The sequence below is a fragment of the Rheinheimera sp. genome (assembly GCF_030824435.1).
GTDB lineage: Bacteria > Pseudomonadota > Gammaproteobacteria > Enterobacterales > Alteromonadaceae > Pararheinheimera.
On record NZ_JAVBXS010000016.1, the window covers coordinates 44,454 to 57,566 of the forward strand.

The window sequence follows — 13,113 nt, forward strand, 5'->3', positions numbered from 1 at the left end:
TGGTTATTCTGCGTCTGGCGTTTTGTATTTAGCCGCAGTTTCTTTAATCAGCGGCTGTAATTCACCACGCTGAAACATTTCCAGCATAATGTCACAACCACCAACTAACTCACCTTCTACCCACAATTGTGGGAAAGTCGGCCAATTGGCAAATTTTGGTAATTCAGCGCGGATATCCGGGTTTTGCAGAATGTCGACATAGGCAAATTGTTCACCACAAGCAATCAGCGCCTGAGAGGCCTGAGCGGAAAAACCGCAGCTTGGGAATTTTGGCGAACCTTTCATAAACAGAATAATTGGGTTGTCGGCCAGTTGTTGTTTGATTTTGTCGATAGTTTCCATGAAAGCCTCTGCTTTACAGCACAAAAAAGTTAAACGATTTTACCAGAGGAATTGTGGTCGGCCACTTGAGTTTTCAAGTTTCGCCCCAAAAATTAATGCCAGCAGAAAGACAGCATCAACAGGCAATCAAGCCGCCAAAAGCTCAGGTTAAACTTGAGTATTTTAGTCAGGTTTTGTAGTCTACGCGATGCAGAAACCATAAACAACGTCAGTGGAGAATTAGAATGGCCTTTGAATTACCAGCATTACCTTACGCAAAAGATGCGTTATTACCGCACATCTCCCCGGAAACTCTGGACTACCACCATGGTAAACACCACAACGCTTATGTGGTTAAACTGAACTCTCTGATTGAAGGCACTGCATTTGCCGGTAAATCTTTGGAAGACATTATTAAAACGTCAGAAGGCCCGGTATTTAACAACGCCGCGCAGATCTGGAACCACACTTTTTACTGGCACTGCCTGGCTCCAAATGCCGGTGGCGAACCAACAGGCGCTTTAGCTGCTGCTATTAATGCCAAATGGGGTTCTTTTGCCGCTTTCCAAACTGCGTTTAACGACAAAGCAGTGAACAACTTCGGTTCAAGCTGGACCTGGTTGGTGAAAAAGGCGGACGGCACTCTGGACATCGTCAATACCAGCAACGCCGGTACACCACTGACTGACGCCAGCCTGACGCCAGTATTAACCGTTGACCTGTGGGAACACGCTTATTACATCGATTTTCGTAATGCTCGCCCAACTTACCTGAATGCATTCTGGGCTCTGGTTAACTGGAAATTTGCCGCAGAAAACTTCGCTAAGTAAGTTCTTACTCTGGCGTAACATCTGGTTGCCAATCATTAAAAACCCGGTTTTTGCCGGGTTTTTTTATTCTGCTCAACACCTTCCCACTTCAACTACGCTTGTTGCCAATCGGGCTGAACTTGCAAAACGCTTTGTCGAAAATTGCATAAAATTCTGTGAATTAGCCAAGCAAAGCGCAGTTTTAATGTCTAACCTTGAATAACAGCATCAGTTCAGTCTCAAGTTTCTTTGACAAGGTTGCGGAGGTGCATATGGGCATTTTTGAGCACTATAAGTCTCGTTACGAAGCGGCAAAAGAAGAGGAATACAGCATTTCTGAATTCCTGACTTTGTGCAAAAACGATAAAAGCTGTTATGCCAGCGCCGCTGAGCGCTTATTAATGGCCATAGGTCAGCCTGAGTTTATTGATACTGCTCAGGATCCCAAATTAAGCCGGCTTTTTTCCAACAGGGTGATTGCCCGTTATCCGGCTTTCTCCGAGTTTTATGGTATGGAAGATGCGATAGAGCAAATAGTTTCATATCTGAAACATTCGGCTCAGGGACTGGAAGAGCGCAAACAAATTTTATATCTGCTGGGGCCTGTTGGAGGTGGTAAATCTTCATTGGCAGAAAAACTAAAATCTCTGATGCAACAGGTTCCGGTGTATTACCTGCAAGGTTCACCGGTTTATGATCATCCGCTTTGCCTGTTTGATGGCCTGGAAGATGGCAATATTCTGGAACAGGAATACGGCATTCCAAAACGTTATTTAAAAACCATTATGTCGCCATGGGCCAGTAAAAGGTTGCATGAGTTTAACGGCGATATCAGTCAGTTCCGCGTGGTGAAAAAATATCCGTCCATTCTGGATCAAATCGCTATCGCCAAAACCGAGCCCGGTGATGAAAATAATCAGGATATTGCGTCTTTAGTGGGTAAAGTAGATATCCGCCAGCTGGAACATTTTGCCCAGAATGACCCTGATGCTTATAGCTATTCCGGTGCTTTATGCCGCGCCAATCAGGGTATTATGGAATTTGTTGAGATGTTTAAAGCACCGATTAAAGTGCTGCATCCGCTGCTCACCGCTACTCAGGAAGGCAATTACAACGGTACTGAAGGTTTAGCTGCCCTTCCCTTTGAAGGCATTATTCTGGCGCACAGCAACGAATCTGAATGGCAAACCTTTCGCAATAACAAAAACAACGAGGCTTTTTTAGACCGGGTTTATATCGTTAAAGTGCCTTATTGCCTGAGAGTATCGGAAGAAGTCAAAATTTACGAAAAATTACTGGAACATAGTGAGCTCAAAGTAGCGCCTTGTGCACCAGGCACCCTGACATCTCTGGCACAGTTTGCAGTGTTATCGCGGTTAAAAATGCCTGAGAACTCAAGTCTTTATTCAAAAATGCGTGTCTATGACGGTGAAAGTTTAAAAGACACTGATCCGAAGGCAAAGTCTTATCAGGAATACCGTGATTATGCTGGTGTTGATGAAGGTATGACCGGGCTTTCTACCCGCTTTGCTTTTAAAATTTTATCCAGAGTATTTAACTTTGACAGTACTGAAGTGGCTGCAAACCCGGTGCATTTATTTTATGTGCTGGAGCAACAGATTGAACGGGAGCAATTCCCTGCGGATGTTGCAGAACGCTACCTTGAGCATCTGAAAGGTTATCTGATCCCCAAATATGTTGAATTTATTGGTAAAGAAATTCAGACCGCTTACCTGGAATCTTATTCAGAATATGGACAGAATATTTTCGACAGATATGTGATTTATGCTGATTTTTGGATCCAGGATCAGGAATACCGCGATCCGGAAACAGGTCAGTTGTTTGACCGCTCTGCACTTAATGCTGAGTTGGAAAAAATTGAAAAACCAGCAGGCATCAGCAATCCAAAAGATTTCCGCAATGAAATTGTTAATTTTGTGCTGAGGGCTAAAGCGAAAAATAACGGCAAAAATCCAACCTGGACCAGCTATGAAAAACTGCGCACAGTGATTGAGAAAAAAATGTTCTCCAGCACCGAAGAACTACTGCCTGTTATTTCGTTTAATGCCAAAACCTCGACTGATGATCAGAAAAAACATGATGATTTTGTCGATCGAATGATGGAAAAAGGCTACACCCGCAAACAGGTGCGACTGCTGTCAGAATGGTATCTGCGCGTTCGCAAGTCTCAATGATGCAAGGGTTTAGCCGGAGGTTTTATGGCGCATTTTATCGATCGACGCCTGAACGGCAAAAACAAGAGTGCGGTGAACCGGCAACGGTTCATCCGCCGCTATAAACAACAAATTAAACAAGCAGTTTCTGATGCTATCAGTAAACGCAGCGTCACTGACATCGACAGTGGCGAGTCTGTGTCTATTCCGGGTCGCGATATTACGGAACCTTTTTTTCATCAGGGCAAAGGCGGCCACAGGGAAATGATCCATCCGGGCAATGATCAGTTCAGCCCGGGAGATCGCATCAAAAGACCCTTGGGTGGCCAGGGGGGCGGCTCAGGCCAGGGCGAAGCCAGCCAGGATGGAGAAGGTGAAGACGAATTTGTGTTTTCTATTTCCAAAGACGAATATCTGGATCTGCTGTTTGAAGACCTGGAACTACCAAACCTAAAGAAAAATCAATTAGATAAGCTCGTTCAATATAAAAGCGTGCGTGCCGGTTACCGTTCAGAAGGCGTGCCAAGCAATATTGATATTGTACGTTCGTTGCAGGGTTCACTTGCCAGACGTATTGCCATGAGCGCTGGCAAGAAAAAAGAATTAAAAGAGTTGGAACTGCAAATTGCCAAAATTGAACAGGATCCAGTGCCGGATCAACGTCAACTGCAGCTGCTCAGAGCCGAAGTTGAAGAACTGAAAAAGCGCATTGCTGCCGTCCCTTTTATCGACAGCTTCGATTTGCGTTTTCGCAATTTTGCCAAAAGGCCGGAGCCAACCAGCAGAGCTGTGATGTTTTGCCTGATGGATGTATCGGGTTCTATGGATCAGGCCACCAAAGATATGGCGAAGCGGTTTTACATCTTGCTGTATATGTTCTTAAGCCGCAGCTACAAGAATGTTGATGTGGTCTATATCCGTCACCACACTCAGGCAAAAGAAGTTGATGAGCAGGAGTTTTTTTATTCGCAGGAGACAGGCGGCACCATAGTGTCCAGTGCGTTAAAGCTGATGGCGGAGATTGTCAAAGAACGATACGACCCAACCCAATGGAATATTTATGCGGCTCAGGCTTCTGATGGCGACAACTGGGCCGACGATAGCCCGCAATGTGCGACTTTGTTGGCCGAAGAGCTGCTGCCCTGGGTACGGTATTATGCTTATATCGAAATTACACAGAGACCCCATCAAAGCCTGTGGCAGGAATACGAAAGGCTTATGCATAGTTTTGATAATTTTGCCATTCAGCCGATCCGTCAGGTCAGCGATATTTACCCGGTATTTCGCGAATTGTTTCGCAAAAGTGTCAACAGGCAATCGGCCTGAGATGGTGCAAGCTTTTGAGAATGCAGGCGGCCGCTGGCTGCTAAGGAGTGCGCTATGACTGCCAAACGAAAAACAACAACAGCTGCTATGCAGCCGTTGTCAGATGGCCCGGACTGGACTTTTGAATTGTTAACCCAATACCAGGCCGAAATTGAGCGTGTTGCCAAATTTTATCAGCTTGATTATTACCCAAACCAAATTGAAATTATCACTGCCGAACAAATGATGGATGCATATTCCAGCGTCGGGATGCCAATTGGTTATAACCACTGGTCCTACGGCAAAAAATTTATTCAAACCGAACAAAACTATAAACGTGGTCATATGGGGCTGGCTTACGAAATTGTCATCAACTCCAACCCCTGCATCGCTTATCTGATGGAAGAAAATACCATCACTATGCAGGCGCTGGTCATGGCACACGCTTGTTATGGCCACAACTCTTTTTTTAAAAACAATTATTTATTCAAAACCTGGACAGACGCTTCTTCTATTATCGACTACCTGGTATTTGCCAAAAAATATATCAGCAATTGTGAAGAAAAATATGGTTTGAGTGAAGTTGAAGATATTCTCGATTCTTGTCATGCCCTGATGAATTATGGTGTCGACCGTTACAAAAGGCCGCAAAAAATTTCGATGGATGAAGAACAACGCCGGCAAAAAGATCGTGAAAGTTATTTGCAATCTCAGGTGAATCAACTGTGGAAAACCATTCCAAATAAAGAACAACAGGCTGTAATGCAGGAGCGCCATTTCCCCGCCGAGCCACAGGAAAACATTCTGTATTTTATCGAAAAAAATGCACCATTACTGAAACCATGGCAACGGGAAATAGTGCGCATAGTCCGTAAAATATCGCAGTATTTTTACCCACAAAAACAAACTCAGGTGATGAATGAAGGTTGGGCGACTTTCTGGCACTACACCATATTGCAACATTTGTATGGTGAAGGCCTGGTCACCGACAAATTTATGCTGGAAGTACTGCACAACCACACCAATGTGGTGTTTCAGCCCTCCTATAATTCAAAATATTATTCGGGTATTAATCCGTATGCGCTGGGTTTTGCCATGTTCACAGATATCAGACGGATCTGCGAACAGCCAACCGCAGAAGACAAACAATGGTTTCCGGATATTGCAGGTTCTGACTGGGTACAAACTTTACATTTTGCAATGCAAAACTTTAAGGATGAAAGTTTTATCAGCCAATATTTATCACCAAAAATAATCCGTGATTTTCACCTGTTTGCCATTGTTGACGATGACAAAGAAAACTCGCTGGAAGTTGCTGCTATTCACAACAACGAGGGTTATCAGAAAATCCGCCAGATGTTATCGGCCCAATACAACCTGAGCAATATAGAACCCAATATTCAGGTGTGGAATGTTGATGTCAGCGGCGACCGTTCTTTGACATTACGTTTTATTCCAAATAACAGGGTGCCTTTAGCTGATAGTTATCAGCCTGTGTTAAAACATCTGCACCGGCTTTGGGGTTTCACTGTGCGGCTGGAACAACTGAATGAAGACAATTCAATTACCCAACTGATGATGGTGCCTGTCTGAGGGCAGATTCAGTGCTGTTGTTCAGCGCTGTCACTGCATCTTTGACCTGATAAAAAAACACCGCTGAAGCGGTGTTTTTTTATCCATTTATCATTGCTACCTGTTACGGCAATGTGGCGAGTTGACCACTACAAAGAGTCACCTGATTACGTCCATTAGCTTTTGAGGTATACAGCGCTTTGTCGGCGGCCTCCAGCCATTGCCGGTGCTCCAGCATAGGCGCACTGTATTCAGCAATACCAACACTGACTGTCACTTTCAGCAGCTGCTGATTGTATTCAATCGCCAGATTCTCTACCGTTTTTCTGAGTCGTTCGGCAAAAAACATGGCCTGATCTTCAGTGGTGTCTACCAACAACACCGAAAACTCCTCGCCACCATAACGACCAGCGACATCGGTTTCACGCAGATTCTTTTTCACGGCCTGAGCCACGGCTTTAATCACGGCATCTCCTGCCGCATGACCAAAGGTATCATTAACTCTTTTAAAGTGATCAATGTCACACATTAATAAACTGCTGCGATGACCACTGCGTTTCAAACGTTTAAACTCGTGCATCAAAGCATCTTCCCAGTGCCCTCTGTTGTTCAACTCTGTTAAAAAGTCAGTTTTTGACAACTGTTTGAGCTGACCATTCATCGACTCCAGTTCAAGTCTGCTGATAGCGACGTCAGTCACGTCGTAAATAATCATACAAAGGTGAGTAACAACACCACGCACGTCGGTAATAGGGAAAATAGTGCTGTTTTGATACATATAATCCGCAGCCCCGGTAATAGGACGGTAATTGCGGAACTTAAAAATATAAGGCCTTTGCTCCCAAATGGTAAAAGCACGGTTTTTGAGCAGGATCACCGGATCACACTTGCGTTTTAACCAACCTTCATCAATTTCAGAGAATAAATCAAAGAGATAACGATCCCTGACCTGACGCGGTGTCAAACCGCTATGGTTTTCCATAAAACCATTCCAGACCTGAATTTTATAGTCGACAGTCAAAACCACCAGACCGACATCAACGGTCTGGAACATATCTAATAACCAGTGAACTTCAGCAACATCAGAGTTTATTTGTGACATAACTACTCTTCTAACAAAAATTCGACTTTATAATTCAGCGTTTTAATGCTGTCTTCCGTGAAAAGCAGCAGCAGATCACAATTAATATTGTAGTTTTCAATGCCATAGCTGATCTCAATGGCAAGTGTTCTTTTCCAGCGTTTGGCATTGGCTTTAATCATCTCGCTGACAGGTGCATGTTGCCCCAGCACCACGGGGTGCCCCTGACTAAACGACATATCAATTTGCTCCGCCAGCCCTTTTAACACTGCGCCAATCAGAATGTTGCCAATATCCATTAACAATTCAAGTTCTGCTTTGGTATTGAGTTTGCCTTCGTAATTCATCAATTTGGCAATATCAACAAAACTCGAATCATTGAGGATCAACAGTGCTTCTCCGGACACACCGCCGCCAATAAAACCCTGACACACAGCAGATGTGGTTTCTTTTTGCTCAACGGATGCAATGGCCATATGCAGCTCGCTGACTTCAATCACATTGACATTAGGAATGGGTAATTTGACAAACACTTTTAACAGACGCGCCAGCAGATCGCCAGCCTGCCCCATGGCCACATTTGTCAGTTCCTGAAATACGTCACGCAACACAGGATCAAGTACAAAGGTATTTGAGGTCTGATTGAGCTGGATGGCTCTATCCTGCACCTTTTTGCTATCGGCCACTGAGTGTTGGGTTTCAAACTGCACCAATACTTCAGTTAATTTATCTGCTGCAACAGGTTTACGGATAAAATCCAGAGCACCAAAGGCCATAACCCTTTCCCGGGCTTCAGGCTGAATATCCCCCGACACCACCACCACTTTTACCGGGATTTTCTGTTCACGAATCGCTTGCAGCACTTCATAACCATCAAGGATAGGCATATTTAAATCAAGAAATAATAAATCTATGGGTTGACGCTTCAGCACCTCCAACGCTTCCTGACCATGACCGGCAAAATAAATTTTATCCTGCCACTGGGCAGGCAGACTCCGGGCCATTTGTTTGCGCGCCAGATTGGAATCATCACAGATCAATACCGCTGCTACCATTAGACACCTGATTCACGTATTGTTAAAACCAGTGTAGCGCTGAACCTTTGAATGTGCGAATTAAAACAACGGCTTTCTGGTCCAGAATCATTGATATAAGCGATTGTATTTAAATTATTTTCAGCAACAACAGGAACAATAAATGATAAAACTGAGTTGTTTATTCAATTACAGCCTGCTACTGGCAGCAGTGATCAATACTGCAACAGCAGCAGATTTAACCGCCAAGTTGCCGGTTCGTTTATCTGAAGTAAAGGCAGGCGAACGTCCGCTGGAATTACAAGGCACTCCGGCGCAGTTACAGCAACAGGCGCCAGAATTTAAAGTCGCTGATCAAAGCTTTAAAGCGGTGAAACTCAGTGATTTTGCCGGTAAAACTGTGTTGCTCAGTGTAGTCCCCAGCATCGACACTGGTGTTTGTTCTATTCAGACTAAAAAGTTTAATCAGCAAGTGGCAACTTTGCCAAAAGATGTGGTGATCCTGACAATTTCTACTGATTTACCTTTTGCACAAAAACGTTTTTGTCAAAAAGAACAGGTCGATAAACTGCAGGTATTATCTGATGCAGTCTGGGGGGATTTTGGCAGCAACTATGGCCTAAGAATTAAAGACATGGGCATTCTGACCCGGGCCATTTTAATCATCGACAACAAAGGCACCCTGGTTTATCAACAGCTTGTGCCTTTATTGTCACAAGAGCCGGATTACACTGCGGCAATGAACAAACTGAAAGAACTCAGCAAAATTTGACAAAAAACGCAGGCAGAAGTCAGTTTTTGCCTGCTGCAAAAATTTTTAATCTTCCCCCTCTTGAAAGCAAATTTAACGACCTTATTTTATTTAGCAGGACGCCTGATAAGGGTCCGCTCCGGCAGGTTTCATGCGAAAACTTCCATGTAAACAGTTACTTAACTAATTTGCTTCAAAAGAGGAATTGGACATGACTACTTTAGATTTTTCTCCTTTTTACCGTTCTTTTATCGGTTTTGATCACCTGGCATCATTGATGGATGCTGCCGCCCGTAATGAAAAACAACCGGCCTACCCACCCTACAATATTGAAGTCACAGGTGAAGACCAATATCGTATTACCATGGCGGTGGCAGGTTTTGAACAACATGAATTATCGCTGGAAACTGAACACAATACCCTGCTGGTGAAAGGGCAAAAAGCCGACAAAACTGAAGGTCGCCGTTTTGTGCATCAGGGCATTGCCGAGCGCAACTTTGAACGTAAATTCCAGCTGTCGGATTATATCCGCGTGACAGGCGCCAATGTGCACAATGGTTTGTTGCATATTGAACTGGTGCGGGAAATTCCGGAAGCACTGAAGCCCCGCAAAATAGCGATTGGTCAGGCGCAACCCACCAGCTTGCTGAACCAACAACAAGCCGCCAACTCTGAACCAGCTGTGCTTACCGTCGCAAGCAATAGCTGACCGCAGTTAAAAGCCGGGTTCAGCCTGGTGCGGCAGCCCGGCTAAAAACGCCACAATATGCTGATTGACTAAATCTACGGCTGTCACCGGACCCATATGTCCTGTTGGCAGCCTTGTTATTTGGGCACGAGGCCAGCTGTTGGCTAAAAGTTCTGACACCCTTAATGCCGATTGACGACTTTCGCTGCCACACAACAACAACACCGGCATTTTTAGCGCGGCGTAATCTGTGGTTGTGGCGGGTTCGTTTATCAAAGCAGAAAAATCCTGTGGTACTTTCCATACCTGCGCCGCCATTTGTTGTTGCATTCGTGCTGGCAAGTGCCGGAAATAATCCGCCTGCTGCCAATAATCAACAAATAACTGCGCAGCCTCTGTGGCATTCAAAGCCGGCATTTGTTCAGACAAATCCCGCACTTCTGCGGTTAAAGCCACAGCCTGCACATCAGACTCTGCTGCAAGTAAATGAAAAGCAACAGGTTCAAATAACAGCAGCGCTTTGACCTTTAATTTGCCAGTGCGCGCCAGATGTAACGCCAAGGCAGCACCAAAAGAATGCGCAATGATAATAAGCGGGGTATTTTTTTGCTCTGGTGTCAAAGTAGCAAGCAGCGCTTCGGCTTCATCGGCCAATGACCAGACGGGGTTTTGTGAAAAAACAACCGCGCTGTTGCGACCATACCCCTGTAAATCAGCTAACCACAAGCTGTAACGCTCAGACAATAAAGCCGCCAGCGGCAGCCATTGTTTATGGCTACTGAGTGAACTGTGCAGCAGCAATATAGCTTCGCCCTGCCCCGTGACTTTGAGCCGCTGTTCAGGCTCTTTTGCCAAAGCGGACTTATCTGTTCTCATCATCAAGCCACTAAAAATACAGCAGATGCCAATAAAGCAACAAAGGTGGATACCATGCCAATAAACCTGGGTGCTGAAGTGCCCTGGGTTTTGTTCAGGCCAATGGCATGCAAAATACGACCAACCAATGTCAGGCCACCAATTAAATGGAGCTGCCACAAAGGCGCCTGCTGAATTTCCAGCAATAACAGCAGCACCAGCAACAAAGGTACATATTCAGCAAAGTTGCCGTGCACCCTGATAGCAGTCACCAGGCCTGGTTTTTGCCCATCACCTAAACCCACCCGGTTTTTAAAACGTTGCCGGATCACCAGCACCGCCAGCAATACATAAAAAACCGCCAAGGCAGCGGCATAATAAGGCGTAATAATAAGTGTCATGTTACCAACCCTGTAATTGTTGTAATACCAGCTGCTTAAACAGCTGAATATGGCAAGGCGAATCGTTTAACGCCTTGATGTATTGATAATCTTCACCACCAGCATGCAGAAAAACCTCGCAGTTTTCTACCGCTATTTCTTCCAAAGTTTCCAGACAATCGGCCGAAAATGCCGGGCATAACACCTGGAGTTTTTTAATACCTTTACCCGGCAACTGCTCCAGCAGCTGGTCGGTATAAGGTTGCAACCATTTTTCTTTGCCAACTCTGGATTGAAAACTGACCAGCACCTGATCTGTTGCTAAACCTAAATCGGCCGCCAGATTGCTGGCAGTTTCGCGGCAATGACGCTCATAAGGGTCACCTAAACGCACAAAACGCTCCGGAATACCGTGAAAGGACAACAATAACGCATCGGCCTGGCCATGTTGCTGCCAGTGGGCCCGCACTGAACCTGCTAAAGCCTGACGGTAGCTCAGTTCATGGTGATAATGTTTTATTAAACGGATTTCTGGGATCTCGCGTTGTTTCATCAAATACAGCGCCAACTGATCTGAAATCGCAGCAGTGGTGGTGGCAGAATATTGTGGATACAGCGGCAATATCACAAAACGTTCCACCCCTTGCGCGCGCAGTTCATCCAGCACAGAGCTGATGGACGGGTTGCCGTACGTCATGGCATAACACACTTTGACCGGCATACCCGCCATCATCAAACGGGAAGCAAGGGCAGCAGTCTGACGCTCAGTGATCACCCGAAGCGGAGAACCGTCCTGCCACCAGATGGATTGGTACAGTTTGGCCACCCGCCTGCCGCGAAAAGGCAAAATAATACCCCGCAAAATAAACTGCCACAGCACGGCAGGATAATCGACCACTCTTTTGTCCGACAAAAACTGTTTTAAATAACGCTGAATAGCAGGCACTGTAGGTTCATCCGGCGTGCCCAGATTCACCAGTACCACTGCGTATTGCTGCAACGGCAAACTCAGTTGTGTCGACGTCATAAAATGGCAATTCCCTAGAAATCAAATTGTTGCGAAGTTTAGCACTATGTGAAGTGCAAGCGTTGGCAAAAAACAAACTGGATGACGCTGTTTTCAGCGATAAAAAAACCCACCTGAAGGTGGGTTTTGCCGTGCAAAGCTGAATTAACCCAGCAATGCGGCTAACTGGTTGCTGACAGCTTCTACCTGCGCTGTACCATCCAGATGGTGGTATTTGGTCAGACCCTCGTCGGCTTGTTTACGGTAATAACCAACCAGCGGTTCAGTTTGCTCATGATAAATAGCCAGACGCTTACGGACTGTTGCTTCTTTATCATCTTCACGGATCACCAGCTCTTCGCCAGTCAGGTCGTCTTTACCTGCCACTTTTGGCGGGTTATAGCTGATGTGGTACACACGGCCAGAAGCAGGATGCACACGGCGGCCGCTCATACGTTCAACAATCACGTCGTCCGGCACGTCAAATTCAATCACATGGTCAACCACAACACCATTGTCTTTCATGGCATCGGCTTGTGGAATAGTGCGTGGGAAACCGTCCAGCAGGAAACCATTGGCGCAATCTGCTTTGGCAATACGCTCTTTGACCAGGCCGATGATCAGATCATCAGACACCAGCTGACCGGCGTCCATCACTTGTTTTGCCGCCAGACCCAAAGCTGTGCCTTCTTTAATCGCAGCACGCAGCATATCACCGGTCGAAATTTGTGGAATGCCAAACTTATTCATCAGAAACTGTGCCTGAGTTCCCTTACCGGCACCTGGGGCACCCAACAAAATAATACGCATACAAAAAACCTCGAATAGCTGCGGTTTGATCCAATAGTCCTAAGCTTCGGATCTTTACACAATGTCCGTCATCAGACAAGAAATTTGTCGCCCTGAAGCTGCTCATCAGATAAGTCAAGCCAACTTTAGTCTTAACCTTATGAATAAAGGGTTTAGCATTGATTATGCTGGAAACTAACTGTTTTTCATTATTTAAGTGCTGATCCAGATCATCTTATTCGACCAAAGTACAGACTTTCTGTGCCTTCATAAGCAGAAGCAAAATAACTGATTTAAACCAGATTGTAGCGATGTTTAATTTGCAACCAGACCAAAAATTGAAAAACA

At 45.3% G+C, this 13,113-nt stretch carries 13 protein-coding genes; 6 read left to right on the top strand and 7 right to left on the bottom strand.

What is annotated here, in order from left to right:
• Positions 1–3 precede the first annotated feature (3 nt).
• Positions 4–342: a Grx4 family monothiol glutaredoxin gene (locus RCH83_RS02520; RefSeq protein WP_306518709.1), complete on the bottom strand. Its 339-nt coding sequence runs from the start codon at positions 340–342 to the stop codon at positions 4–6.
• Between the two features lie 224 nt (positions 343–566).
• Here RCH83_RS02520 and RCH83_RS02525 point away from each other — a divergent pair, with 224 nt between their 5' ends.
• The 4 genes from RCH83_RS02525 to RCH83_RS02540 all read left to right on the top strand — a co-directional run bounded on the left by RCH83_RS02525 (position 567) and on the right by RCH83_RS02540 (position 6,202).
• On the top strand, positions 567–1,151 hold the full coding sequence (locus RCH83_RS02525) for a Fe-Mn family superoxide dismutase (protein ID WP_306518711.1): 585 nt from the start codon (positions 567–569) through the stop codon (positions 1,149–1,151).
• 251 nt (positions 1,152–1,402) lie between these two features.
• Positions 1,403–3,325, top strand: coding sequence for a PrkA family serine protein kinase (locus tag RCH83_RS02530; RefSeq protein WP_306518713.1), 1,923 nt, complete (start codon positions 1,403–1,405; stop codon positions 3,323–3,325).
• A 24-nt stretch (positions 3,326–3,349) separates the two neighbouring features.
• A complete protein-coding gene (locus tag RCH83_RS02535; RefSeq protein ID WP_306518715.1) occupies positions 3,350–4,630 on the top strand; it encodes a YeaH/YhbH family protein in 1,281 nt (426 codons plus the stop codon).
• Between the two features lie 54 nt (positions 4,631–4,684).
• Positions 4,685–6,202, top strand: coding sequence for a SpoVR family protein (locus RCH83_RS02540; protein ID WP_306518717.1), 1,518 nt, complete (start codon positions 4,685–4,687; stop codon positions 6,200–6,202).
• 103 nt (positions 6,203–6,305) lie between these two features.
• On the opposite strand, the gene RCH83_RS02545 is transcribed toward RCH83_RS02540, so the two are convergent.
• A complete protein-coding gene (locus RCH83_RS02545; RefSeq protein ID WP_306518719.1) occupies positions 6,306–7,283 on the bottom strand; it encodes a diguanylate cyclase in 978 nt (325 codons plus the stop codon).
• Between the two features lie 2 nt (positions 7,284–7,285).
• Positions 7,286–8,317, bottom strand: a complete 1,032-nt coding sequence (locus RCH83_RS02550; RefSeq protein ID WP_306518721.1) for a response regulator — start codon at positions 8,315–8,317, stop codon at positions 7,286–7,288.
• Positions 8,318–8,459: 142 nt separating this feature from the next.
• On the opposite strand from RCH83_RS02550, the gene tpx reads away from it, so the two are divergent.
• Both tpx and RCH83_RS02560 read left to right on the top strand, forming a co-directional pair.
• Positions 8,460–9,068, top strand: a complete 609-nt coding sequence (gene tpx, locus RCH83_RS02555) for a thiol peroxidase (protein ID WP_306518723.1) — start codon at positions 8,460–8,462, stop codon at positions 9,066–9,068.
• A 190-nt stretch (positions 9,069–9,258) separates the two neighbouring features.
• Positions 9,259–9,756 (top strand): Hsp20 family protein, encoded by a 498-nt coding sequence (locus RCH83_RS02560; protein WP_306518725.1) that lies wholly within the window; start codon positions 9,259–9,261, stop codon positions 9,754–9,756.
• 6 nt (positions 9,757–9,762) lie between these two features.
• Here the strand turns inward: RCH83_RS02560 and RCH83_RS02565 are convergent, their stop codons facing one another.
• From RCH83_RS02565 to adk, 4 genes are all read right to left on the bottom strand, one after another.
• Positions 9,763–10,611 (bottom strand): alpha/beta fold hydrolase, encoded by an 849-nt coding sequence (locus RCH83_RS02565; RefSeq protein ID WP_306518727.1) that lies wholly within the window; start codon positions 10,609–10,611, stop codon positions 9,763–9,765.
• Positions 10,612–10,613: 2 nt separating this feature from the next.
• The gene (locus RCH83_RS02570; protein ID WP_306518729.1) at positions 10,614–10,991 is read right to left on the bottom strand and encodes an MAPEG family protein; all 378 of its coding nucleotides are present in this window, start codon (positions 10,989–10,991) and stop codon (positions 10,614–10,616) included.
• A 1-nt stretch (position 10,992) separates the two neighbouring features.
• On the bottom strand, positions 10,993–11,997 hold the full coding sequence (gene hemH, locus RCH83_RS02575) for a ferrochelatase (protein WP_306518731.1): 1,005 nt from the start codon (positions 11,995–11,997) through the stop codon (positions 10,993–10,995).
• Positions 11,998–12,141: 144 nt separating this feature from the next.
• The gene (gene adk / locus RCH83_RS02580) at positions 12,142–12,786 is read right to left on the bottom strand and encodes an adenylate kinase (RefSeq protein WP_306518733.1); all 645 of its coding nucleotides are present in this window, start codon (positions 12,784–12,786) and stop codon (positions 12,142–12,144) included.
• Between the last annotated feature and the right edge of the window lie 327 nt (positions 12,787–13,113).